The 24,499-nt window shown below is 64.3% G+C and carries 24 protein-coding genes; 9 read left to right on the forward strand and 15 right to left on the reverse strand.

Annotation, left to right across the window (positions count from 1 at the left end; genetic code table 11):
* Positions 1–13 precede the first annotated feature (13 nt).
* From folK to RUGAMON1_RS17505, 5 genes are read right to left on the reverse strand one after another with little or no spacing between them, the layout of a single operon-like run.
* Positions 14–529, reverse strand: a complete 516-nt coding sequence (folK, locus tag RUGAMON1_RS17485) for a 2-amino-4-hydroxy-6-hydroxymethyldihydropteridine diphosphokinase (RefSeq protein ID WP_445231699.1) — start codon at positions 527–529, stop codon at positions 14–16.
* Between the two features lie 18 nt (positions 530–547).
* Positions 548–1,936, reverse strand: coding sequence for a polynucleotide adenylyltransferase PcnB (gene pcnB / locus RUGAMON1_RS17490; RefSeq protein ID WP_445231700.1), 1,389 nt, complete (start codon positions 1,934–1,936; stop codon positions 548–550).
* A complete protein-coding gene (locus RUGAMON1_RS17495) occupies positions 1,929–2,600 on the reverse strand; it encodes a histidinol-phosphatase (RefSeq protein ID WP_445231701.1) in 672 nt (223 codons plus the stop codon). The genes pcnB and RUGAMON1_RS17495 overlap by 8 nt, the downstream gene beginning before the upstream one ends.
* A gap of 10 nt (positions 2,601–2,610) precedes the next feature.
* Complete coding sequence (gene hda / locus RUGAMON1_RS17500) at positions 2,611–3,297, reverse strand: DnaA regulatory inactivator Hda (protein ID WP_161088999.1); 687 nt, start codon at positions 3,295–3,297, stop codon at positions 2,611–2,613.
* 48 nt (positions 3,298–3,345) lie between these two features.
* Positions 3,346–4,440: an AI-2E family transporter gene (locus RUGAMON1_RS17505; RefSeq protein ID WP_445231702.1), complete on the reverse strand. Its 1,095-nt coding sequence runs from the start codon at positions 4,438–4,440 to the stop codon at positions 3,346–3,348.
* A 161-nt stretch (positions 4,441–4,601) separates the two neighbouring features.
* On the opposite strand from RUGAMON1_RS17505, the gene purM reads away from it, so the two are divergent.
* Together purM and RUGAMON1_RS17515 are read left to right on the forward strand one after the other, a co-directional pair.
* The gene (gene purM, locus RUGAMON1_RS17510) at positions 4,602–5,645 is read left to right on the forward strand and encodes a phosphoribosylformylglycinamidine cyclo-ligase (protein ID WP_116992110.1); all 1,044 of its coding nucleotides are present in this window, start codon (positions 4,602–4,604) and stop codon (positions 5,643–5,645) included.
* Positions 5,646–5,717: 72 nt separating this feature from the next.
* Complete coding sequence (locus RUGAMON1_RS17515; RefSeq protein ID WP_445231703.1) at positions 5,718–6,929, forward strand: alkaline phosphatase family protein; 1,212 nt, start codon at positions 5,718–5,720, stop codon at positions 6,927–6,929.
* 364 nt (positions 6,930–7,293) lie between these two features.
* Here RUGAMON1_RS17515 and RUGAMON1_RS17520 read toward each other — a convergent pair whose 3' ends face one another.
* The 10 genes from RUGAMON1_RS17520 to RUGAMON1_RS17565 form a co-directional block, all read right to left on the reverse strand.
* Positions 7,294–7,686: a hypothetical protein gene (locus tag RUGAMON1_RS17520; RefSeq protein WP_445231704.1), complete on the reverse strand. Its 393-nt coding sequence runs from the start codon at positions 7,684–7,686 to the stop codon at positions 7,294–7,296.
* Positions 7,683–8,051 carry a BPSL0067 family protein gene (locus RUGAMON1_RS17525; protein ID WP_445231705.1) on the reverse strand — a complete coding sequence of 123 codons (369 nt, stop codon included), beginning with the start codon at positions 8,049–8,051 and terminating at the stop codon, positions 7,683–7,685. The genes RUGAMON1_RS17520 and RUGAMON1_RS17525 overlap by 4 nt, the downstream gene beginning before the upstream one ends.
* Before the next feature lie 80 nt (positions 8,052–8,131).
* Positions 8,132–8,410 (reverse strand): hypothetical protein, encoded by a 279-nt coding sequence (locus RUGAMON1_RS17530; protein ID WP_445231706.1) that lies wholly within the window; start codon positions 8,408–8,410, stop codon positions 8,132–8,134.
* A 9-nt stretch (positions 8,411–8,419) separates the two neighbouring features.
* Positions 8,420–9,634 (reverse strand): 6-phosphofructokinase, encoded by a 1,215-nt coding sequence (locus RUGAMON1_RS17535; protein WP_445231707.1) that lies wholly within the window; start codon positions 9,632–9,634, stop codon positions 8,420–8,422.
* Positions 9,635–9,691: 57 nt separating this feature from the next.
* Positions 9,692–11,668 carry an alpha/beta hydrolase family protein gene (locus RUGAMON1_RS17540; RefSeq protein WP_445231708.1) on the reverse strand — a complete coding sequence of 659 codons (1,977 nt, stop codon included), beginning with the start codon at positions 11,666–11,668 and terminating at the stop codon, positions 9,692–9,694.
* On the reverse strand, positions 11,665–13,683 hold the full coding sequence (locus RUGAMON1_RS17545; RefSeq protein ID WP_445231709.1) for an alpha/beta hydrolase family protein: 2,019 nt from the start codon (positions 13,681–13,683) through the stop codon (positions 11,665–11,667). Before RUGAMON1_RS17545 ends, RUGAMON1_RS17540 begins: the two co-directional genes overlap by 4 nt.
* 72 nt (positions 13,684–13,755) lie before the next feature.
* Positions 13,756–15,810 carry a sodium:solute symporter family protein gene (locus RUGAMON1_RS17550; protein WP_445231710.1) on the reverse strand — a complete coding sequence of 685 codons (2,055 nt, stop codon included), beginning with the start codon at positions 15,808–15,810 and terminating at the stop codon, positions 13,756–13,758.
* On the reverse strand, positions 15,807–16,073 hold the full coding sequence (locus tag RUGAMON1_RS17555; protein ID WP_445231711.1) for a DUF4212 domain-containing protein: 267 nt from the start codon (positions 16,071–16,073) through the stop codon (positions 15,807–15,809). The genes RUGAMON1_RS17550 and RUGAMON1_RS17555 overlap by 4 nt, the downstream gene beginning before the upstream one ends.
* On the reverse strand, positions 16,066–17,586 hold the full coding sequence (locus tag RUGAMON1_RS17560; RefSeq protein ID WP_445231712.1) for a sensor histidine kinase: 1,521 nt from the start codon (positions 17,584–17,586) through the stop codon (positions 16,066–16,068). The genes RUGAMON1_RS17555 and RUGAMON1_RS17560 overlap by 8 nt, the downstream gene beginning before the upstream one ends.
* Complete coding sequence (locus tag RUGAMON1_RS17565) at positions 17,583–18,263, reverse strand: response regulator (protein ID WP_445231713.1); 681 nt, start codon at positions 18,261–18,263, stop codon at positions 17,583–17,585. The genes RUGAMON1_RS17560 and RUGAMON1_RS17565 overlap by 4 nt, the downstream gene beginning before the upstream one ends.
* 182 nt (positions 18,264–18,445) lie before the next feature.
* Here RUGAMON1_RS17565 and recA point away from each other — a divergent pair, with 182 nt between their 5' ends.
* From recA to RUGAMON1_RS17600, 7 genes are all read left to right on the forward strand, one after another.
* Positions 18,446–19,573, forward strand: a complete 1,128-nt coding sequence (gene recA, locus RUGAMON1_RS17570; protein ID WP_445231714.1) for a recombinase RecA — start codon at positions 18,446–18,448, stop codon at positions 19,571–19,573.
* A gap of 75 nt (positions 19,574–19,648) precedes the next feature.
* Positions 19,649–20,101 carry a recombination regulator RecX gene (recX, locus tag RUGAMON1_RS17575; protein ID WP_445231715.1) on the forward strand — a complete coding sequence of 151 codons (453 nt, stop codon included), beginning with the start codon at positions 19,649–19,651 and terminating at the stop codon, positions 20,099–20,101.
* Positions 20,102–20,425: 324 nt separating this feature from the next.
* Positions 20,426–21,010: a DUF2889 domain-containing protein gene (locus RUGAMON1_RS17580; protein ID WP_445231716.1), complete on the forward strand. Its 585-nt coding sequence runs from the start codon at positions 20,426–20,428 to the stop codon at positions 21,008–21,010.
* 77 nt (positions 21,011–21,087) lie between these two features.
* Positions 21,088–22,257, forward strand: a complete 1,170-nt coding sequence (gene sucC, locus RUGAMON1_RS17585; protein ID WP_445231717.1) for an ADP-forming succinate--CoA ligase subunit beta — start codon at positions 21,088–21,090, stop codon at positions 22,255–22,257.
* A gap of 13 nt (positions 22,258–22,270) precedes the next feature.
* Entirely contained in the window at positions 22,271–23,152 is an 882-nt protein-coding gene (sucD, locus tag RUGAMON1_RS17590; RefSeq protein ID WP_116992124.1) for a succinate--CoA ligase subunit alpha, read from the forward strand.
* A 67-nt stretch (positions 23,153–23,219) separates the two neighbouring features.
* On the forward strand, positions 23,220–23,795 hold the full coding sequence (locus tag RUGAMON1_RS17595) for an FHA domain-containing protein (protein ID WP_445231718.1): 576 nt from the start codon (positions 23,220–23,222) through the stop codon (positions 23,793–23,795).
* Positions 23,796–23,991: 196 nt separating this feature from the next.
* The gene (locus RUGAMON1_RS17600) at positions 23,992–24,459 is read left to right on the forward strand and encodes a pilin (protein ID WP_445231719.1); all 468 of its coding nucleotides are present in this window, start codon (positions 23,992–23,994) and stop codon (positions 24,457–24,459) included.
* Positions 24,460–24,499 lie beyond the last annotated feature (40 nt).

The raw sequence follows: 24,499 nt of genomic DNA on the forward strand, positions 1-24,499 counted from the left end.
GCGTGCAGGGGAGTCAAATAATGGGACTGATGCCCTGATCGGCTACCGCGGCGGCATAGTCCTGCGCCGCGCCCTGGCCGGGGATGTGGATGGCCGGCGCCAGTTCCAGCAGCGGCACCAGCACGAAGGCGCGTTCCGTCATGCGTGGATGCGGCACGGTCAGCGTGGCGCTGGCGATCTGCTGGTCGCCGTACAGCAGCAGGTCCAGGTCCAAGGTGCGCGGGGCGTTGCGGTAGGGCCGTTCGCGGCCGTGCGCCTGCTCGATGCCATGCAGCGCTTGCAGCAGCGCTTCGGCGTCCAGTGTGGTGGCGATGCGTGCCACGGCGTTGATGTAGTCGTCGCCGCTGGAGTCGATCGGCGCTGTACGGTACAGGCCCGACGCGACCATCAGCGTGCAGCCGGGCAGGCGTTGCAGGCGCTCCAGCGCGTCGGCCACGTTGCCGCGCGCATCGCCCAGGTTGGCGCCGATGCCGATGTAGGCGATGGTGAAGGCGAAGCCGTCTTCACCTGCTTGGTCGATGATGCTCATGATGCGTGACAGCGCAGTTTATTCCGCGCCGCCGTCGCCGCCGGAACCACCGGCGTTGCCGCCCTCGGCGCCGCCCTTGCTGCGGCCACTGCGACGCGGTGCGCGTTTGCGCTTGGCGCCGCCGGCGCCCGCAGGCTGGTTGGCCGTTGCGATCAGGTCCTCACGGGTGGCTTCGTCGCCTTCATAGAACGCGGTCCACCATTCGCCCAGCTCGGCGTCGATCTCGCCCGAGGCGCAGCGCAGCAGCAGGAAGTCGTAGCCGGCGCGGAAGCGCAGGTGCTCCAGCAGCTTGTGCGGCGACTTGCCGCTGCGGCGCTCGAAGCGCGGCTGCATCGACCAGATGTCGCGCATGTCGGAGCCGATCTTGCGTTGCAAGGCCAGCTTCTCGGTTTGCGAATCGAGCACGTCGTCGGCCGCCAGGTGCAGGGCGGGGATGGTCTGCTCGCCGGCGGCGCGGTAGGCGGTCCACTTCTCCAGCACCTGGTGCCACAGCAGCGACGCAAACAGGAAGCCCGGCGACACGGTCTTGCCGGCATGGATGCGGGCATCGGTCGAATCGAGCGCCAAGGTCACGAACTTGAAGCCCAGCGGCTGCTCCAGCACCACGTCCAGCAGCGGCAGCAGGCCGTGATGCAGGCCTTCCTTGCGCAGCTGCTGCAGGCAGGCCAGCGCCTGGCCGCTCATCAGGAGCTTGAGCATCTCGTCGAACACGCGCGCCGCAGGCACGTTGTCGATCAGCGAAGCCATGACCGGGATCGGCGCACCGGTATTCGGTTCGATGGTGAATTTGAGCTTGGCGGCGAAGCGCACCACGCGCAGCATGCGCACCGGGTCTTCGCGGTAGCGCGCTTCCGGCTGGCCGATGATGCGCAGCGTCTTGGCGCGGATGTCTTCCACGCCGCCGTGGTAGTCCAGCACCTGCTGGTTGGCCGGGTTGTAGTACATGGCGTTGATGGTGAAGTCGCGCCGCACCGCGTCCTCCGCCTGCGAGCCGAAGGTGTTGTCGCGCAGGACGCGGCCATGTTCATCCTTCGGCGCGTTGTCCAGCGTGGTGCCGCGGAAGGTGGTCACCTCCAGCAAATCCTGGCCGAACATCACGTGCACGATCTGGAACCGCTTGCCGATGATGAAGGCGCGGCGGAACAGGCGCTTGACCTGCTCCGGCGTGGCGTTGGTGGCGATGTCGAAGTCTTTCGGCTTCACGCCCAGCAGCAGGTCGCGCACGGCGCCGCCGACCACGAAGGCTTCGTAGCCCGCTTCCTGCAAGGTGCTGGTGACGCGCACCGCGTTCGACGACAGCAGGCGCGGATCGATGCCGTGGGCTTCAGGGCCCAGTATCACCGGCGTGCTGGTGTCGCGCGCCTTGCTCTTGGTACCGAGGATTTTGCGGATCAGTTTCTTAATCATTGAATAGGTCAATTAATGGCCAGCCTTGGGCTGTGGCATGCGTTTTCAGTGCGGCGTTGGGGTTGGTCGCCACCGGGTGGCTGACGATGGACATCAGCGGCAGGTCGTTGTGCGAGTCGCTGTAGAAGTGGACGGTGCCGAAGTCTTCCAGCTTCTTGTCCATCTTCGCCAGCCAGGCCTTGGTGTGCGTGACCTTGCCCGCGCCCTGGGTCGGCGTGCCGAGCAGCTTGCCGGTCAGCTTGCCGTCGGCGTCCGTTTCCGGCATCGCCGCGATCAGGTGCTCCACGCCCAGCGCCTTGGCGATCGGCGCGGTGACGAAGTGGTTGGTGGCGGTGACGATGGCCACCAGGTCGCCGGCGTCGACGTGCTTTTGCAGCAGCGCGCGCGCCGCAGGGCGGATCGCCGGCAGCACCACTTCGGCCATGTACTGCTGCTGCATCGCCTGCAGGCGCTCCTGCGGGAAGGAGGCCAGGGTGCCGAGCGAGAACTCCAGGTATTCCACCGGGTCCAGCGTGCCGGCCTGGTATTGGGCGAAGAATTCATCGTTGCGGCGGGCGAATTCGGCGGCGTCCACGGCGCCGATGCGCACCAGGAACTGGCCCCACTCGTAGTCGGAGTCGATCGGCAGCAGCGTGTGGTCGAGGTCAAATAAGGCTAAGTTCATGCAGGATTCGTCATTCTTTAGCTTCCGCCTGCAACCACTCGCGCAACAGCGGCAAGGTGATCGGGCGTTGGGTTTCGAGGGAATATTGGTCCAGCGAGTCCAGCATGGTCGACAACGACCGCATGTCGCGCTGAAAATGGGACAGCAAGTAGGGTATCACGCCGGGCGACAGCGTCAAGCCGCGGGCGGTGGCGGCGGCGGTCAGCGCGGCCACCTTCTCGTCGTCGGTCAGGCCGTGGATCTGGTAGATCAGGCCCCAGCCCATGCGGGTGCGCAGGTCCTCACGCACCGGCAGCACCGCCGGCGCCACCGCGCCGCTGCACACCATGAAGGCGTTGTTGGCGCGGATTTCATTGAACAGGGCGAAGGCGTCGATCTGTGCCAGCGGCGACAGCTTTTCGCAGTCGTCCAGCAGGTACAGGTCCACCTCCGGCGAGTAGACGAATTCGGACTCGATGGAAAACGGCGAGATATAGCGCGCGCGCAGCTGCTCGGCTTCGCCGCCGGCGCTGGCCAGGGCTTTCAGCAGGTGGGTCTTGCCGACGCCGCCCGCGCCCCACAGGTAGGCGAAGTGCTCGCGCGACGTGCGGTCGGCGAACTGCGCCATCAGCGCTGCCGCTTCGGCATTCTGTCCCACCTCGAACGATGCGAGGCTGTGCGCCTGGTCTGCGCCTAAATCGAGCACCAGTTGTTTCATGGCGTTCGCCTGTTTGTGATCTTTTGCATAACGTTTTTCTGTTCCACGTCACGCATTATAGAAGCTGCTGCTCAGGTAGTGGCGGCGGAGATGCTTAAATGCCACCATCAGCACCGCCGAAGCGGGCAATGCCAGCAGCACGCCGACGAAGCCGAACAGCTGGCCGAAGGCCAATAAAGCGAAAATCACCGCCAGCGGATTGAGGCCGATACGTTCGCCTACCAGGCGCGGCGTGAGGAAAAAGCCTTCGATCACCTGGCCGGCGCCGTAGATCACGGCCACCGCGATCACGCCGCTCCAGTCGGTAAATTGCAGCACCGCCGAAATCAGCGCCAGCACCAGGCCCAGGCCGAAGCCCAGGTAGGGGATGAACACCAGCAGGCCGGTGATGATGCCGACCGGCAGCGCGACGTCGAAGCCGGCGATCGCCAGCGCCACCGAGTAGTACACCGCCAGCACGAACATCACCAGCAGCTGGCCGCGCAGGTACTGGGCCAGCAGGGTGTCGACTTCCTCGGCCATGTCCATGGTGGCGCCTATCCAGCGGCGCGGCACGCAGCCGGCGATACGGGCCAGCATCGGGTGCCAGTCCAGCAGCAGGTAGAACAGCACCACCGGGATCAGCACCAGCGTGGCGATCCAGCCCAGCACCGCGGTGCCGCCGACGCGCGCCGAATTGAGCACGGCGCTCCAGATCTCCTCGCCACTGGTGGACATCTGCTGCGACACCAGCTTCTTGATGCCGGCGCTGTCGAGTCGCACCTTGACGCCCATTTCCTGCAATTTGGGGCCCAGCAGGTCGTTGGCCTTGGCCAGGAAGGCGGGGATCTGCGCCTGCAGCAGCGGGATTTCCTTTTGCAGCACCGGCACCACGATCAGCACCAGGGCGGCGATGGCGGCGAAGAACAGCACCACCACGATCAGCACCGCCAGCGCGCGCGGCACCCGCAGCTTCAGGCGGCCTCGCCGAACCTGTAAGTGGTCGAGGAAATCGACGCCGGGATTGAGCGCGTAGGCCAGGATGGCGGCGGCCAGGAAGGGCGTCAGCACCGGTCCCAAAGTGACCAGCAAGAAGAAGAATGCTGCCCAAACCGCTACCCAGAATGCCGTTTGCTTTTGCTCTACCGAGAGGGGAAATGGCATGGAAAGTGATTTAGATGGTTAAAAACGGCTGTTGGACGGGGCATTTTGATAAAATAGCGGATTGACCGGGTTGTTGTGCAGCTTTTTGCGCATTTTCGTAGCTTTTTACTACGAAACAGGTCTCCGCCTTCTATTTTACCGCCTCCGCTGCGAAATACACCATGAGCCAAACTTCTAATGTTTCCCTGTCCTACCGTGACGCCGGCGTCGATATCGACGCAGGCGACGCTTTAGTCGAAGCGATCAAGCCTTTTGCCAAGCGCACCATGCGCGAAGGCGTGATGGGCGGCTTGGGCGGTTTCGGCGCCATGTTCGAGATCAGCAAGAAGTACAAGGAGCCGGTGCTGGTCTCCGGTACCGACGGCGTGGGCACCAAGCTGAAACTGGCGTTCGAGCTGAACCGCCACGACACGGTCGGCATCGACCTGGTCGCGATGAGCGTCAACGACATCCTGGTGCAGGGCGCCGAGCCGCTGTTCTTCCTCGACTACTTCGCCTGCGGCAAGCTGGACGTGGCCATCGCGACCGACGTCATCAAGGGCATCGCCCAAGGTTGCGAACAAGCCGGTTGCGCGCTGATCGGCGGCGAAACGGCGGAAATGCCGTCCATGTACCCGGCCGGTGAATACGACCTGGCCGGTTTCGCGGTCGGCGCGGTGGAAAAATCGGCCATCATCGACGGCACCAAGATTGCTCCGGGCGACGTCATCCTGGGCCTGGCCTCGTCGGGCGTGCACTCCAACGGCTACTCGCTGGTGCGCAAGATCATCGAAGTGGCCAAGCCGGACCTGGAAGGCGACTTCCACGGCCGCAAGCTGGCCGACGTGCTGATGCAGCCGACCCGCATCTACGTCAAGCCGCTGCTGGCGCTGATGGCCTCGATGGAAGTCAAGGGCATGGTGCACATCACCGGCGGCGGCCTGGTCGAGAACATCCCGCGCGTGCTGCAGCCTGGCCTGGTGGCCGAGCTGAACGGCAAATCGTGGACCATGCCACCGCTGTTCACCTGGCTGCAACAGCACGGCGGCGTGGCCGACGCTGAAATGCACCGCGTGTTCAACTGCGGCATCGGCATGACCGTCATCGTCTCGAAAGAAAACGCTGCCGCCGCCATCGCCCAGCTGGAAGCGGCCGGCGAGACCGTCTACACCATCGGCGCGATCCGCGCCCGCGTCGGCGACGAACACCAGACCATCGTTGTTTAAGCGATAGCCTCTTTCCCAAAAGCGGACCACGCCCCGGCGTCGTCCGCTTTTTTTATGCCTGGACCCTGAATCATGAAATCAAGTTTTAAAAAACTGGCCGGCCTGTTGCTGCTGGCCGTGAGCTGCTGCGCCTCGGCGCACGCCGCGCCGCTGACGATCCTGGTGTCGATCGACGGCATGCGCGCCGATTACCTGGAGCGCGGCGTCACGCCCAACCTGAACCGGCTGGCCGCCGGCGGCGCGCGCGCGGTGGCGATGCGGCCGTCGTTTCCCTCGATTACCTTTCCGAATCACTACACGCTGGTCACCGGACTGCGCCCCGACCATCACGGCATCGTCGGCAACAACATGGATGACGCGGCGATTCCCGGCGTGCGCTTCAGCCTGGACAATCAGGAGGCCGTCACCGACCGCCGCTGGTGGGACCAGGCCGAGCCGGTATGGGTGACGGCCGAGCTGCACAGCATCCGCACCGGCACCCTGTTCTGGCCGGGGTCCGAGGCGCCTATCCACGGCGTGCGGCCGACCGTGGCGCCGCCGTTCGACGGCAAGCACCCGGCCGTGGTGCGGGTCGATCGCTTGCTGTCGTGGCTGGGACGCGCCGACGTCGAGCCGCTGGGCTTCGCCACCCTGTACCTCGATGACGTCGATCACGCCGGCCACACCTTCGGCCCGGACGCCGGGCAGACCACGCGGGCCGTGGCGCGGGTCGACCAGATGATCGGCCGCCTGCTGGACGGTTTGGCGCAACGCCACCTGGACGCCAACCTGGTCATCGTCTCCGATCACGGCATGGCGCCGGTCAGCGCCGCGCGCGTGGTGCGCATGGACCAGCTGCTGCAGGAGGGCAGCTACAGCAAGGTGGTCGGCGGCTCTTATGCGGGACTGGAAGCGGTGGCGGGACACGAGGCGGAACTGGCCGCCGCGCTGCTCAAGCCGCAGCAGCACATGCAGTGCTGGCGCAAGGGCGAGATGCCGGCGCGGCTGGCGTATGGACAGAATGCGCGCGTGCCGGCCTTTATCTGCCTGGCCGAAACCGGGTGGTTGCTGGAATTCAGCGACAAGAACGCCCAGAGCGTCAAGGGTGGGGCGCACGGCTACGACAACGTGGCGCCGGAGATGGCGGCGATCTTCATCGCCGCCGGCCCGGCCTTCAAGCCGGGTGTGGTGCTGCCGGCGTTCGATAATGTGGACGTCTATCCGCTGCTGATGCGCCTGCTGAAACTGACGCCGCTGCCGTCCGACGGCGACATCACGCCGCTGCTGCCGGCGCTGGCGCCGTAGTGTAAGCTGTAGTCACACACCGACTGCAGGAGTGGCTATGAGCGCGAGTATTTCAGAGCAGGCAATCTTGACCCGTTGGTGACATGGGAGCTGGCGCAATCGCTGGCCGATTTGTGCGATTGCGATGTCGACCTCATCGATCTCCGTGCCGCGTCGACGGTCCTGCAATATCAGGTGATCGCCACCGCCTCCCGCTTGTGGAACCGAGCAGACGCGGCGTGAGCGTCTGAGCTAAGTTAATTCGCGCTACTTACTTTCTTTGCTCCGGCGGTCGCGGCATGCCGCCTTCGGGCACGGCGACGACGATGTCGCGCATCTTCTTGCAGACGCGTTGAAAGACAGGATTTCTTTTGCTTGCAGCTGATCATCTGCAATGAAAAATAAATAATTGATCCGCTTGCCGTGAGGTCGCGGTACAGCGTTTCACCGCTGGTGCCTCTATCCTCAGGAAACGTTCTGTGCCGCTGAACAGGCAATCGAATTTGTAGGCGTATTTTGGTGCGTCGAGGTTCATACGCCAGGTTTGTAGCAGCTTGCCGTCGCGTTCGTACTCGTCGTCGGGGGCCATGATAGGCAAAGGGCGACCGTCGTCAATTTTCTCGCCAGCTGGATAAGAAAGCACGCGAACCGATTCAAGTCTGGTATTTGCCAAGCCCCATGAACTGGGAGCGACGGCCGGGCAGGCCAACGGTTTGGCCAGCGCGGGCGCCATCACGAAAAACGCCACTGCTGCAACAGAACGGAGTGAGATGTTCATTCGACGACCGAATAGAGTTCTGGACGCTGGGCCGCGCCAATTTTCCCGGACCGGCCAAAGTGGATGATACGTTCCACAGGTTTATGCGTGCGCCATTGATCAAATACCACGATGCCGCCCGGGACCGCTTTGACGAAAATAGCTGCATGGTTGCCATGTGCATGGTTCTGATATCGGCCTTTGACGAACGTGGCGATAACGGTACCTGAGGCGATTCGACCAGACTTTACGAGGTCAGCCACTTTTTCGCCTTCGGACCACAGCGACGCCGACGGCGCATTTGAAAACTCCTTTACCAAAGTGACACACTGGCCGTTGCCGACCAGTTCCTTTTGATCCGCATAATTGCGTGCGATATAAGGCATGATGAGCTCCTTTGACAGGGAGCTCTAATCGTAGCGCCGTGGCGTACTGTGGTCTTGAGCGAAATTAATCTGCGCTGCAACTATTTGCGCGGCTCCGGCGGTGGCGGCATGCCGCCTTCGGGCACGGCGACGACGCCTTCCCGCATCTTCTTGCAAACGCCTTTGATGTCCTCGCCGCGCCGGCCCTTGAAGGCGACCTTCGCACCCTCCGCCTTGCCCTTGCAGGCGTCGATCGCTTCCTGCGGCGGGCCGCGCTTGCCGTCGGGCGGCGGTGGCGGCTGGTTGGCGTTCTGCGCCGCGGCGCTCAATGTTGCGCCGGCCAGCATGGCCGGCAGCAGGCCGCGGTTGAAGTTGCCCATCGTCGTCTCCTATTTCTTCAGAATTTTTTCCACCGGCGACGGCCGCAGGCGGAACGCGTCCGGCATGCCGGAACCCAGCAGCGGGCGCAGGTACAGGCGGAAGGCGTCGGTCACGTCGGTGCCGCTGGCGCTGATGAACTCGTCCTCCATCACCCGCGTCTTGCCGGCCACGTCGGACAGCGCCATCAGCTCGTAGTCGACCGAGTAAAAACCGGTGCGCTTGATCGCCACCGAGCCGTCGCGCCCGCCCCACATGGCGAACTGCACCGCCTTCTCGCCGACCTCGCGCGCTTCGCGCTGGTCCACGTCCGACACGCAGCCGATGAAGGACCGTTGCAGATAGCCGAAGGTGTCGCCGCGCACGCGCTTGATGCCCAGCTTGGCCTTGATCTCGTCGCACAGTAAATCGGCCAGCGCGCCGGTTCCCGACAGCTGCACGTTGCCGTGCGCGTCGCGCTCGACTTCCTTGGCCAGCAGGCTGGCGATCGCCTCGCCGGACGCATCGTGGATGCCCTCGGACACGGCGATCACGCAGCGGCCATAGCGCGCATACGTGGCTTTGACGTCGGCCAGGAACTGCTCCAGCGAGAACACCCGCTCCGGCACGTAGATCAGGTGCGGACCGTCGTCCGGGAACTTCTTGCCCAGCGCCGAGGCGGCCGTCAAAAAGCCGGCATGGCGGCCCATCACCACGCCCACGTACACGCCCGGCAGCGCGGCGTTGTCCAGGTTGGCGCCGGCAAAGGCTTGCGCGACGAAGCGCGCCGCCGACGGGAAGCCCGGCGTGTGGTCGCTGCCGACCAGGTCGTTGTCTATGGTCTTGGGAATGTGGATGCTGCGCAGCGGATAGCCGGCCTTTTGCGCCTGTTCGCTGACGATGCGCACCGTGTCGGACGAATCGTTGCCGCCGATGTAGTAGAACTGCTCGATCTCGTGCGCGCGCAAGACCTTGAAGATTTCCTCGCAATAGGCCAGGTCCGGCTTGTCGCGGGTCGAGCCCAGCGCCGACGACGGCGTGGCCGCCACCAGCTCCAGGTTGTGGCTGGTCTCGCGGGTCAGGTCGACCAGGTCTTCGTTGATGATGCCGCGCACGCCGTGCAGCGCGCCGTAGACGCGGGTGACGTCGCGGAAGCGGCGCGCCTCCAGCACCACCCCCGCCAGCGACTGGTTGATGACGGCGGTCGGCCCGCCTCCCTGTGCGACCAAAATTTTTCCCGACGACATGCGCGCTCCTCCGTAGACGTTGAACAGGTTTGCTGCAACGAGACTATAGCGCGACTTTCAGTGCGCACCGATATTCTTGTCGAGAAAATGCTCGACCCGGGTCCAGAAATCGATGCGGTTCTTCGGCAGCGCCCAGCCGTGGCCTTCCTCCGGGTATTCGATCCACTCGGCGTTGGGATTGCCGGCCTTGACCGCGTCGTAGAACTTCAGCCCATGCGTGATCGGCACCCGCACGTCGGCGCCGCCGTAGGCCAGCAGCAGCGGCTGCGTCACGCGCGCGGCCTGGCGCAACGGCGAGGTGGCCTGCAACTGCGCCGCGTCCTTGACGCGGTCGCCGATCAGCGCCGGCATGCCGTACTGCTTCCAGCCCTGCGGCAGGTCCGAGGCGTAGCGCCAGCCGCTGTCGTACAGCAGGTCGATGTCGGTCACGCCCACCCAGTCGATGCCGCAGCGGTACAGGTCGGGATCGTTGATCAGCCCCATCAGGGTGGCGTAGCCGCCGTAGCTGGCGCCGGCAATGCAGATGCGCTTGGGATCGGCGGTGCCCTGGGCGATGGCCCAGCGCGTGCCGTCGGCGACGTCGTCCTGCATCTTCAGGCCCCATTGCTTCCAGCCGGCGCGGAAGTGGGCGTCGCCGAAGCCGACGCTGCCGCGAAACTCCGGCTCCAGCACCGCGTAGCCGCGGGTGGCCAGGAACTGCGCGTCGGCGTTCCAGTTCCAGCTGCCGCCGCGCATGAACGGGCCGCCGTGCACCAGCACCACCATCGGCAGGTTCTTGTCCTTGCCGCCCGGCGGCAGCGTCAGCCAGGCCGGGATGTCGAGGCCGTCGCGCGCGGCGTAGTGCACCAGCTCGCGGCTGCCCATCTCGGCCGGCTTGATCTGCGGCGCCAGGCTGCCCACTTCGCTCATGCGCTTGGTCTCGGTGTTGAACACCAGCGTGCGGCGCGGCTGCTTGTCCGAATACGATTGCACCAGCATCCACGGGGTTTCCGGCCGGCTGGGCGGGGTGATCAGGTTGATGGTGCCGGGCAGCATGGCGTCCACCGTCTGTTGCAGCGCCTTCATGCCGGCGTCGAACCAGACCGTGCCTTCGGCGTCGCTGTGCACGCGCACGCCCAGCAGGCGGTTGTTGCTGATGATCAGGTGGCCGTTGAAGTCGAAGCCCTCCAGCTCCAGCATCGGCTGGTCGGCCAGCTTGCCGTGGACCAGGTCGTAGCGGTACAGCGCGCTGCGGTCGCGGCCGGCGCGGCTGGTCACGTACAGCGTGCCGTCCGGGCCGAAGGCCAGCGGATCGAAGCCGCCCTTGCCGCCGGTGTAAGCGTTGAAGCTGGCCAGCGCGCGCCATTGTTCGGTGGCCGGATCGAGGTAGTGGATGGTTTCGATGTTCTGGTCCAGCGTCTCGACCAGGCGCGGCTGGCCGTGCTGGTCCAGCAGCCAGCCGCGCGCCACGCCGGGATGCTCGACCGCGTGGGTGATGCCGGTGCGCGTGTTCAGCCGCAGCAGGTCCGACGCCATCCGGATGCCGGCGCCGCGGATGTCGGCGTCGCTGACGTAGACCTCCTCGCCGTCCTGCGCGCCGGCCTGATCCAGCATGAAGGTGTGCCAGGGCAGCATGTCGCGGCCGCTGTCGCCGCTCTGGAAGAAGGGGTTGTTGCGCTTGGCCAGCTGGCGGAAGCGCTTGCCGTCGCGGTCGACCGCGAACAGGCCGGGGCCGAAGCGCACGTCGCGCTGGGCCACGGTCTTGTCGACCGTGCTGAACAGCAGGCGCTCGTTGTTGACCCAGTGCGCGCGGCCGATGTCGGTATCGGCGAACTGCGCCACCATGTGCGCGCTCAGGTCGCTCAAGTCGACCACCGCCAGGCCGTCGCGCTTGTCGTTGGCGCCGATGAAGGCGGCCAGATAACGGCCGTTGGGCGACAGCACGGCGCCGTTGAAGGCGGGATTGTTGAAGAAGCTGGCGATCGGCGGCGCGGCCTGCGCATGACAGGCGGACGCCAGCACGAACAGGCTCGCTAGTTTGCGCACGGTACTCATTGCGCCGCTCCCGGACCGATGTTCTTGTCGAGGAATTTCTCGACGCGCGTCCAGAAGTCGAAGCGGGTTTTCGGCAGCGCCCAGCCGTGGCCCTCGTCCGGATATTCGATCCACTCGACGTTGGAGTTGGTCTGCTTGACCGCCTTGTAGAACTTGGTGCCGTGCGGCAGCGGCACGCGCATGTCGGCGCCGCCGTAGGCCAGCAGCAGCGGTTGCTTGATGCGCGCCGCCTGCAACAGCGGCGAGGTGGCCTTCAGCTGCTCGGCATCCTTGACCGGGTCGCCCACCAGGTCCACCATGCCGTACTGCTTCCAGCCGTCCGAAAAGTCCGACGTATAGGCCCAGTGGCCGTCGTGCATCAGGTTGATGTCGGTGACGCCGGCCCAGTCGATGCCGCAGCGGTACAGGTCGGGATCGTTGATCAGGCCCATCAAGGTGGCGTAGCCGCCGTAGCTGGCGCCGGCGATGCAGATGCGCTTGGGATCGACGGTGCCCTCGGCGATGGCCCAGCGCGCGCCGTCGGCGATATCGTCCTGCATCTTCAAGCCCCATTGCTTCCAGCCGGCGCGGTAGTGGCGCACGCCGAAGCCCCGGCTGCCGCGGTATTCCGGCTCCAGCACGGCGTAGCCGCGCGAGGCCAGGAATTGCGAGTCCGGTTCCCATGCCAGGTCGCCGCCGCGCACATATGGGCCGCCGTGCACCAGCACCACCAGCGGCAGATTCTTGCCGCTGCCTTGCGGCACGGTCAGCCAGGCCGGGATGTCGAGGCCGTCGCGCGCCTTGTAGTGCACCATGATCTTGTGCGCCATCTGGGCCGGCTTGATGGCCGGGTAGCTGGAGCCGACCGCGTTCAGCTGCTTGCTGTCGCGGTTATACAGGAAGGTGCGCGACGGCCACACATCGCTGAAGGACGTGACCAGCACCCACGGCGCCTGCGGCCGCGTCGGCGGCGTCAGCAGGTTGATGGTGTTGGGCAGCATGGTGTCGATTTTTTCCTGCATCTCCTTCATGGCCGGGTCGAACCACACGGTGCCGGCGGCATCGGTCTGGTAGCGCACGCCCAGCATCTTGTGCTGATCCATGATCAGCTCGCCACGGAAGTCGTAGCCGTCCAGCTTGACGATGGGCTGTTCGGAGATCTTGTTGGTGGCGAGGTCGTAGCTGTGCACCGACGCCAGATCCGCGCCCTTGTTGACGATCACATACAGTGTGCCGTCCGGCCCGAACGCCAGCGGCGTGAAGGCGCCCTTGCCGCCGGTGTAGCTGTCGAAGCCGGTCAGTTTGCGCCATGCGTTGGTGGCCGGGTCGCGGTACCAGATTTCGCTGGTGCGGTCTTTCGAGGTGACCGTCAGGCGCGGTTCGCCCTTGTTATCCAGCAGCCAGCGCATGCTGTCGCCGGGACGGGCGATGGTGCTGGCCACGCGCCCGGTCAGCGTGTTGATGCGTTGCAGGTCGACATAGTCCAGCTGGCCGGGGCCGCTGATGCTCTTGTTGAGCACGTACATATATTCGGAGTCCTGCGGGCCGTCCTGGTCCAGCATGAAGGTGTGCCAGGGCAGCAGCTCGCGCGCCTGCATGCTGCCGGAGCCGCTGCTGATAAAGGGCAGGCCGCTGCGCATGGCCAGCTGGCGGAAGGCGGTGCCGTCGCGGTTGATCGCGTACAGGCCGGGCGCGTAGCGCTGGTCGCCCTGGGCCAGCAGATGGTCGGCGGCGGTGAAGGCCAGGCGCTCGTCGTTAATCCACTGGAAGCGGCCGATGTCGGCATCGCTGAAGTTGCCCACCACCTTGACGGTGTTGGCGCCCAGTTCCACCACGGCCAGGCGGTCGCGTTTGTCCTTGGAGCCGACCTTGACGGCCAGGTATTTGCCGCTGGGCGAGAGCAGCGCTTCGCTGAATTCAGGATTGCCGAAGAAATCCTCGACCGATGGACGGGCTGGCGGCGCGTCGGCGGCCTGGACGGCATGGAAGGACTGGCCGATGGCGCAGGCCAGCAGCAGGATGGTGCGAAGTTTCATAGGCGGTCTCGAAATAGGCTGTGCCGGCACAATAGCACCAAGTTATCAAATCCGCCACATGGGCTGTGTATCTTAAAGTTCGGGCGCCCGGATGTAGTCGACCAGCGCGCCGGTCTGGCGTTCCGGCGCCGGCGTCAGCAGGCTGACCGCGAGCATCGTCAGCAGCCCGGCCGGCACGCCGAAGATGCCGGCCGAGATAGGCGCGATATGGAACCACTGGCCGGCCGCGCTGCCGCCCAGGATGGGATTGGCGTGCAGCATGTAGTACAGGCAGACCGCGAAGCCGGTCGCCATGCCGGCCACCGCGCCCTGGTAGTTGGCGCGCTTCCAGAACACCCCCAGCACCAGCGCCGGGAACAGCGCCGAGGCCGCCAGCGAGAAGGCCGCCCCCACCAGCGACAGGATGTCGCCCGGCTTTTGCGAGGCGCCGTACGCGGCGATGAAGGCCACGCCCAGCAGCAGCAGCTTGGAGATCGTCACCCGCTTCTGGGTCGAGGCGCTGCGGTCGACCAGCTTGTAGTAGATGTCGTGCGACAGCGCGTTGGAGATCGCCAGCAGCAGGCCGTCGGCGGTCGACAGCGCGGCGGCCAGGCCGCCCGCCGCCACCAGGCCGGACACCACGTAGGGCAGGCCGGCGATTTCCGGCGTGGCCAGCACCAGCACGTCGGCGTCGATGGTGATCTCGGCCAGCTGCACGATGCCGTCGTGGTTGATGTCGCTGATGCTGAACAGCGGATTGGCCTTGTCCACGTTGGCCCAGTACGACACCCAGTTGGGCAGGTGCGCATAGTCGCTGCCGACCAGCGCGCTGTAGATGTCGTACTTGACCAGCACCGCCAGCGCCGGGATGGTCAGGTAGATCAGCAGGATGAAGAACAGCGTCCAGAACACCGACACGCGGGTCTCGTGCACCGACGGCGTGGTGTAGGAGCGCATCAGGATGTGCGGCAGCGCGGCCGTGCCCAGCATCAGGCAGAACACCAGCGCCAGGAAGTTGTTGCGCTTGATGTCCGAGGTTTCCTTGTCGCCCGGGTAGGGCGTGGCGTGCGGCGTGATCGGTTCGGCGCGGGCCAGGTTCTGCGCGCGCGCCTCGGCCCAGTCGTGCGCCGCCTCGTCGGCGCTTTTCGGATAGGCGATCAGGGTCCGCTCGGCGCTGCGGATCTCCAGCAGCGAAGCGTTGCGCAGCTTGACGCGGTCGAGCGTGCGCTGGACCTCGGCGCGGCCGGCCTCCCACGACGCCGGCAGGCTGCGGATGCGGGCGTCGAAATCGGCGGCGCGCTGGCGGAAGATGGCGCGCACCTCGGCCTCTTTCGGATCGTTTTGCAGCACGCTCTCGCGCGCGCTCAGCTTGGGCAGCAGCTTGCCGTAGGCGACCTGCGGAACCGGATTGTCGGTGTGCTTGCCGGACAGCCACACCGCCGGCATCAAAAAGGCCACCAGGATGATGATGTACTGCGCCACCTGGGTCCAGGTGATGGCGCGCATGCCGCCGAGGAAGGAGCACACCAAAATACTGGCCAGGCCGAGGAAGATGCCGACCGAGAAATCGACGCCGGTGAAGCGCGAGGCGATCAGCCCGACCGCGTAGATCTGCGCCACCACGTAGGTGAAGGAAACGATGATGGTGGCCGCCACCGCCAGGATGCGCACCGCGCGCCCGCCGCGGCCGTCGCCGTCGCCGCCACCGTAGCGGGCGGCCAGGAAATCCGGGATGGTGTACTGGCTGAACTTGCGCAGGTAGGGCGCGATCAGCAGCGCCACCAGGCAGTAGCCGCCGGTCCAGCCCATGATGTAGGCCAGGCCGTCGAAGCCGTGCAGGTACAGGCCGCCGGCCAGGCTGATGAAGCTGGCGGCGGAGATCCAGTCGGCGGCGGTGGCCATGCCGTTGAACATGGCCGGCACGCGCCGCCCGGCCACATAGTATTCGAGCACGTTGGAGGTGCGGCTGAGCACGCCGATCGACGCGTACAGCACGATGGTGGCGAACATGAACAGGTAGCCGATCCAGGTGCGCGACATGCCTTCCTGCTCCAGCACCGACAGCGCCACCAGGAAGCAGGCGAAGCCGGCCGTGAACAGCAGGTAGTAGCCGCGCAGGCGCTGGAAGAAGCTGCGGGCTGCCTTCATGCGCGCTGCCCCCTTGCTGCGGCGCGGTCCAGCTTGCGCATGCGCCAGGCGTAGACGGCCAGGATGGCCAGGTAGACCAGCGACGCGCCCTGCGCCGCCAGGTAGAACGACAGCGGCCAGCCGAACACGCTCAGGCCGGCCAGCTCGCGCGCGAACCAGGCGGCGCAGAAACCGGTCGCCAGCCAGACCAGCAGCAGGATGGCGGACAGGCGGCGCGTCTTGCGCCAGTGCTGTTCGCGGTTGAGCGGGGCGGTGTTATCCATAATACGGTGGCTCGTCTTCGGTTTCCGGCGGGCGTGGCGGCAACGGGAAGGTCAGCCGGAACAGCGCGCCCGGCAGCCTGGATTGCTGCGCGCGCGGATTGTTGTAGATATCGACTTCGGCGCCGTGCTGCTGGGCGATCTCGCGCACGATGGCAAGGCCCAGGCCGCTGCCCTCGGCCTTGTTGCCGAGGATGCGGTAGAAGCGCTCGAACACCCGCGCCCGTTCGGCCTGGGCGATGCCCGGCCCGGTGTCCTCGACTTCCAGATAGCCGTGCTCCTCGTCGCGGCGCACCCGCACGGTGACGCTGCCGCCGGCCGGCGTGTAGCGCAGCGCGTTGTCGATCAGGTTGGACAGCAGCTCGCGCAGCATGGTCGGGTTGCCGACGATCTGCACCGGCTCGGCCGGCGCTTCGTAGCCCAGGTCGATGCGCTGCGCGAACGAGGCCGGCACCCAGTCCTGCACCGCGCTGCGCGCCAGCTCCGACAATTCCAGCGGCAGCAGGGCGGTGCCGGCCTGCGGCTGGTTCTCGGCGCGTGCCAGGGCCAGCAATTGATTGACCAGGCGGGTGGCCGCCTCGGAACTCTTGGCCAGCTGCTCCAGCGAGCGGTGGATCTCGCCGCTGTCGGTCTGGCGCAGCGCCAGCTCGGACTGCATGCGCATGCCCGCCAGCGGCGTGCGCATCTGGTGCGCGGCGTCGGCGATGAAGCGCTTCTGCATCTCGATCGACAGCGACAGCCGCGCCAGCATGTCGTTGAGCGAATTGACCAGCGGCGAGATTTCCTCCGGCACCTGGTTGGAGGCGATCGGGCTCAGGTCGTCCGAGCTGCGCGCGCGTATCCGCTCCTGCAGCTGCGCCAGCGGCGACAGCCCGCGCGACAGCGCAAACCACACCAGGGCCAGCACGATGGGCAGGATGATGAACTGCGGCAGGATCACGCCCTTGATGATGGCGTTGGCCAGCTGGCCGCGTTTTTCCAGCGTCTCGGCCACCTGTACCAGCGCCAGCTGCGGCTCGTCGCCGCTGGCGTGCTCCAGCCGCACGTAGGCGTAGGCCACGCGCACCGGCGTGCCGTGCATGCTGTCGTTGCGGAAGCGTACGCTGCCGCGCGGCTGGTCGTCCTCGTCGATGACCGGCGGCGGCAGGTCGCGGTCGCCGTCGACGTGCTCGCCGCGCGGGCCCTGGATCTGGAAGTAGACGTTGTCGACATCGTCGGCGCGCAGGATGTCGCGGGCCGGGCCGGACAGGCTCTTGATGACCTTGCCGTCCACCGCGCGCACCTGCTGCGCCAGCACGGTGACGCTGTCTTCCAGCGCATGGTCGAACGGCTGGTTGGCGATGGACTTGGCCACCAGGTAGGTGATGGCGATGCTCATCGGCCACAACAGCAACAGCGGCGCCAGCATCCAGTCCAGGATCTCGCCGAACAGCGAGTGCTGGATGCCTTCGTCCGCCTCGGGCGCCGGCGGTTGGTATTCCAGATCCGGCGCTGGCGGTGCGACCGGCGGCGTCACTTGGGCGCGTCCGTATATTTTTCGAGACAGTAGCCGAGGCCGCGCACGGTGGCGATGCGGATGCCGCCGATCTCGATCTTCTTGCGCAGCCGGTGCACATAGACTTCGATGGCGTTGTTGCTCACTTCCTCGCCCCATTCGCACAGGTGGTCGACCAGCTGTTCCTTGGACACCAGCCGGCCGCTGCGGGCCAGCAGGATTTCCAGCAAGCCCAGTTCGCGCGCCGACAGGTCCAGCATCTGATCGTTGATGTAGGCGCTGCGGCCGACCTGGTCATAGCTCAGCGGCCCGTGCTTGACCACGGTGGCGCCGCCGCCGGCGCCGCGCCGGGTCAGCGCCCGCACCCGCGCCTCCAGCTCGGACAGCGCGAAGGGCTTGGCCATGTAGTCGTCGGCGCCCAGGTCGAGGCCGTTGACGCGCTGCTCGATCGAGTCCGCCGCCGTCAAAATCAGCACCGGCAGCAGCGAGGCGCGCGCGCGCAGGCGGCGCAGCACCTCCAGCCCGGACAGCTTGGGCAGGCCCAGGTCCAGGATCAGCAGGTCGAATTCCTGGGTCGACAGGGCGGTGTCGGCTTCCTGGCCGTTGCTGACGCAATCGATGGCGTAGCCGGACTGGCGCAGCGAGCGGGTCAGGCCGTCGGCCAGCACGCTGTCGTCCTCGGCAAGTAAAATTCGCATAATGTAGACACTCCAACACTGCGGCTGCAGAAGATTCTATTGTGTTTCATTTCGCGCAAGGTGGCGAGTTTTTGTGCAATCTCAAAATTGTTTAAAAATCGTGCTTGCATTAAGCACTGTTTTTTTATACAGTGCTGCCTGTACCGACGAATTTGCACCCACCTACTGGTTGAAAGAACATTATGGACGATAAAAAAGCTGTTGTACCTGCATCAGAAAAGGCCAAGGCGCTGGCTGCCGCGCTGGCCCAGATTGAGAAGCAATTCGGCAAAGGCTCCGTAATGCGCATGGACGCCAACGCCCCGATCGAGGACGTACAGGTCGTGTCGACCGGTTCGCTCGGCCTGGATATCGCGCTGGGCGTCGGCGGCCTGCCGCGCGGCCGCGTGGTGGAAATCTACGGTCCTGAATCGTCGGGTAAAACCACGCTGACCCTGCAAACTATTGCTGAAATGCAAAAGCTGGGCGGCACCTGCGCCTTCATCGACGCGGAGCATGCGCTGGACGTCGGCTACGCACAGAAACTGGGCGTCAACCTGCACGAGCTGCTGATTTCGCAGCCGGACACCGGCGAGCAAGCGCTGGAAATCTGCGACGCGCTGGTGCGCTCCGGCTCGGTCGACCTGGTGGTGATCGACTCGGTCGCCGCGCTGACGCCACGCGCCGAGATCGAAGGCGACATGGGCGATTCGCTGCCGGGCCTGCAAGCCCGTTTGATGTCCCAGGCGCTGCGCAAGCTGACCGGTTCGATCAACCGCACCAACACCCTGGTCATCTTCATCAACCAGATCCGCATGAAGATCGGCGTCATGTTCGGCAGCCCGGAAACCACCACCGGCGGCAACGCGCTGAAGTTCTACGCCTCCGTGCGCCTGGACATCCGCCGCACCGGCTCGATCAAATCGGGCGACGAGGTGATCGGCAACGAAACCAAGGTCAAGGTCGTCAAGAACAAGATTGCGCCACCGTTCAAGGAAGCGCACTTCGACATCCTGTACGGCGCCGGCACCTCGCGTGAAGGCGAGATTCTTGATCTGGGCGTGGAAGCGAAGATCGTCGAGAAGTCCGGTTCCTGGTACAGCTACAACGGCGAGCGCGTCGGCCAGGGCAAGGACAACGCCCGCATCTTCCTGCAGGAGCGTCCGGAGCTGGCGTGGGAAATCGAAAACAAGGTCCGCGAATCGCTGGGCGTGCGCGTACTGCCGCCGCTGGCCGCCGACAAGGGCGACACCGTGGTCAAGCTGAAATCGGTCGACAAGGCCGACAAGGCTGATAAAGCAGACAAAGGCGACAAGGCCGACGCCGCGTAATCAGCGTCCGCTTTATCCCGAACCACCGTCTTGCCTGTGCAAGCGGTGGTTTTCTCATTGTTCAGAGGTTTTTTAATGGCAGCACCGCAACTTAGCTTGAAGGGCCGCGCCCTGCGCTATCTGTCGATGCGCGAACACAGCCGCATGGAGCTGGCCCGCAAGCTGGCGCGCTACGCGGAAGAGGGCGACGACGTCGAAGCCCTGCTCGACCTGCTGGAAAAGAACAACTGGCTGTCGCAGGAGCGTTTCTCCGAAGCGCTGATCCACCGTCGCTCGGCCCGCTTCGGCAACAGCCGCATCGTCGCCGAGCTGCAAAGCCACGGCATCAAGGGCGAGGAACTGCAGGAACTGAAGGCCGGCCTGGCCGAAGGCGAGACCGAGCGCTGCGTCGACGTCTGGAACCGCAAGTTCGGCACCGTGGCCGCCGATCCGCAGGAACGCAACAAACAGATGCGCTTCCTGCTGCAACGGGGATTTTCCCAGCGCGCCGTGCAAACCGCCCTGAAAGGCGCGCCGGAAGACGAGTGAGACCTAACCCCAAATACAAAGGCTGGGGTCGGACCCGGCGGGTCCGATCCCTCCGTGCCGCCGTGCGGGGCGCGTGCCGCGCCGCACCATGCAATGTTTCCATGACTGAAATAAGACTGGTGAATTTCTTGTAAAAACGATCTCGAAACGGCCATTTTTCCTTCCAAAAGATATGTTCTGACGCAACTGGAGGTCTTGATGTGCTACACTTTTGGGGTTTTTGCAGCGCCGCAGGTGCGGTAGTTGTCCGTAGAAGCTGCGGACACGTGCGATTCAGCACATGGCTGCTTACTAAATTTCTGTCGCGAGAGCGGCATCGGTCTTATGTCCCTGTCAACCCCAGTTAACCGACGTGCGCTCCGGCACACGCGCGCAATTGCCGTCCAAGCGTACGCACGCGATGACGGGCTGTGGGATCTCGACGCCCATATCACCGATATCAAAACCATCGACACCGTGCTGGCCTCGGGCCCACGCGCTGCCGGCGCCCCTCTGCATGACCTGCACCTGCGTTTGACCGTCGATCTGCAACTGAACATCGTCGATGCCGAAGCCGCATCCGATGCCGTTCCGTATCCCGGCCACTGCGACACCATTGCCCCCGATTATAAAAAACAGCTCGTCGGCCTGAACCTGATGAAGGGTTTCCGCCACGAGCTCAAGCAACGCCTGGCCGGTACTTCCGGCTGCACCCATTTGACCGAACTGGCGCAGATCCTGCCAACGGCCGCGGTGCAGGCGTTCGCCAACGATGTCTGGTCGACCAACGACGCGGCGACCGAAAATGATGGCGTGCCGCGCCAGAAGCCGTTTCAACTCGACAAATGCCATGCCCTGCGCACCGACGGCGGAGCAGTGGCGCAGTTTTACCCGCGCTGGGTGGCCAAAGCAGCACCAGGTGGCGCGTAGCAATCTCTGCTTACTAGATTCACACATTTCGCAGTATCAACCGATTTTTACACATCAGCATCAGAAGGGAAGCCAGCATGAAAATCCATGAGTATCAAGGCAAAGAAATCCTCCGAAAATACGGAGTGACGGTTCCGCGCGGTATTCCGTGCATGTCCGTTGAAGAAGCAGTCAAAGCTGCTGAAACCTTGGGCGGCCCGGTCTGGGTTGTAAAAGCACAGATCCACGCCGGTGGCCGTGGTAAAGGCGGCGGCGTCAAAGTCGCCAAATCGCTGGAACAAGTCAAAGAATTCTCCGAGCAGATCCTGGGCATGCAGCTGGTCACGCACCAGACCGGCCCTGAAGGCCAGAAAGTACGCCGCCTGCTGATCGAAGAAGGCGCGGACATCAAGAAAGAACTGTACGTATCGCTGGTCACCGACCGCGTATCGCAGCGCGTTGTGCTGATGGCTTCCTCCGAAGGCGGCATGGACATCGAAGAAGTTGCCGAGTCCCACCCGGAACTGCTGCACTCGATCGCCATCGACCCGTCGATCGGCCTGACCGATGCTGAAGCCGCTGGCATCGCCGCCAAGATCGGCGTGCCGGAAGCTTCGATCGCCGACGCGGTCACCAACCTGCAAGGCCTGTACAAAGCCTACTGGGAAACCGACTCGTCGCTGGCCGAAATCAACCCGCTGATCCTGACCGGTTCGGGCAAGGTCATCGCTCTGGACGCCAAGTTCAACTTCGACGCCAACTCGCTGTTCCGTCAACCAGAAATCGTCGCTTACCGCGATCTGGACGAAGAAGATCCAGCTGAAGTCGAAGCATCGAAATTCGACCTGGCCTACATCTCCCTGGACGGCAACATCGGCTGCCTGGTGAACGGCGCCGGCCTGGCCATGGCCACCATGGACACCATCAAGCTGTTCGGCGGCGAGCCAGCCAACTTCCTGGACGTAGGCGGCGGCGCCACGGCTGAGAAAGTCACCGAAGCCTTCAAGATCATGTTGAAAAACCCAGGCCTGAAAGCCATCCTGGTCAACATCTTCGGCGGCATCATGCGTTGCGACGTCATCGCCGAAGGCGTGATCACCGCGGTCAAAGCGGTGTCGCTGAACGTGCCGCTGGTTGTGCGCATGAAGGGCACCAACGAAGACCTGGGCAAGAAGATGCTGGCCGATTCCGGTCTGCCTATCATCGCAGCCGACACCATGGAAGATGCAGCGAAGAGCGTAGTCGCCGCCGCTGCCGGTCAAGCTTAATTAAGGAATCAATATGTCCATTCTGATCAATAAAGATACCAAAGTCGTTACCCAAGGTATTACCGGCAAAACCGGTCAATTCCACACCCGCGGCTGCCGCGACTACGCGAACGGCAAAAATGCCTTCGTCGCAGGCGTGAACCCGAAGAAAGCCGGCGAAGATTTCGAAGGCATTCCTATTTTCGCTAACGTTGCAGAAGCGAAAAAAGAAACCGGCGCCAACGTTTCCGTGATCTACGTACCGCCAGCAGGCGCTGCCGCTGCGATCTGGGAAGCTGTCGAAGCCGAACTGGACCTGGCCATTTGCATCACCGAAGGCATTCCTGTCCGCGACATGATGGCGCTGAAAGACCGCATGGCCAAAGCAGGTTCCAAGACCCTGCTGCTGGGCCCTAACTGCCCAGGCCTGATCACCCCTGACGAAATCAAGATCGGCATCATGCCAGGTCACATCCACCGCAAGGGCCGTATCGGCGTGGTTTCGCGTTCGGGCACCCTGACCTATGAAGCAGTCGGTCAGCTGACCGCACTGGGCCTGGGCCAATCGTCGGCAGTCGGCATCGGCGGCGACCCGATCAACGGTCTGAAGCACATCGACGTCATGAAGATGTTCAACGACGATCCTGATACCGACGCGGTCATCATGATCGGCGAAATCGGTGGTCCGGACGAAGCCAATGCGGCTTACTGGATCAAAGACAACATGAAAAAACCGGTCGTCGGCTTCATCGCCGGTGTCACCGCTCCTCCAGGCAAGCGCATGGGCCACGCCGGCGCGCTGATCTCCGGCGGCGCCGACACCGCACAAGCCAAACTGGAAATCATGGAAGCTTGCGGCATCACCGTTACCAAGAACCCGTCCGAAATGGCGCGTCTGCTGAAAGCAATGCTGTAATAACAGTTCGCTTTAGTGTGAAATAATGAAGGGGAGCCTAGGCTCCCCTTTTTCTATGGAGAACAGATTGGCGAAGATCCTCATCTCGCGGGATGGACAGATAGAACAGCAAGTACAACTGAGCAAGGAGCGGATGACCATCGGCCGTCACCCGCGCAACGACATCGTGTTGACGCATCCGGCCGTCAGCGGCGACCACGCCGTCATCGTCACCATCCTGGACGACTCGTTCCTGGAAGACCTGCACAGCACCAACGGCACCTTCGTCAACGGCCACCGCATCGGCAAGCACTTCCTGCAGCACCAGGATGTGATCAAAATGGCCAAGTTCCAGGTCGAGTTCGTCGCAGACGGCGTGCGGCCCATGATGGCTGCGGCGCCCGTGCTGGCGCAAATCGAAGTATTAAATGGCAACAATGCCGGCAAGCAGATGGCGCTGACCAAGCCGCAGACCACGCTCGGCCGCGCCGGCGTGCAGGTGGTGGTGATCCATCGCCAGCCCGACGCCTACACCATCACCCACCAGGAAGGCGCGCAGCCGCCGCTGGTGAACGGCATCGCCCTGGGCAAGCAGGCCCAGCGCTTGAACCACGGCGACGTGATCGACCTCAGCGGCACCCGGATGGCCTTCCGCATCGCCTGACAATATTTGTCAGCGTCGGCCCTGGCTGACAAATTGCGGCCTGCCGACTGACAAAAAACGGCAGTCCGTGCGACCCAAAACGACAGTTTTTGGCATATTTTGTGGTTTTTTACCCAAAAAACAGGCTGGCACACCAATTGCTCATAGCTAAGTGTCCTACCAAATTTTGATGTTCAACACACCCCAGGAGTCGAAAATGAAATCCATGAAAATGATGAAGAAACAAGCCCAGGCCGGCTTCACCCTGATCGAACTGATGATCGTGGTTGCCATTATCGGCATTCTGGCCGCGGTCGCGATTCCAGCCTACAGCGACTACACCGTGAAAGCCAAGATGGCCAACGCCCAGGGCGCGGTCGACTCGATCAAGACTGCGGTGGCACTGTGCGCCCAGGAAGGTGGAGGGGATCTGACCGGTTGCGACGCCGGCGCCAAAGGCGTGCCGAACTTCACCCCAACCAAAGAAGTGGTCAGCGCCACCGTCAAGGATGGTGTGATCGTTGAGAAATTCGCCACCGGCGTCGGCAAAGGCATCGACGGCTTGACCGCGACCTTCACCCCAACCATCGCCGCCGGCGCCTCCAACGTCACCTGGAACGTGACCACCGACGTCACCAACACCGCAGCTCAGGGCGCACTGACCAAGAACAACGTCACCCCATAATATTCGAGCACTTACTCAGACGGCCCGGTCGAATTTTCGA

Source organism: Duganella rhizosphaerae (assembly GCF_040364205.1).
GTDB lineage: Bacteria > Pseudomonadota > Gammaproteobacteria > Burkholderiales > Burkholderiaceae_D > Rugamonas > Rugamonas rhizosphaerae.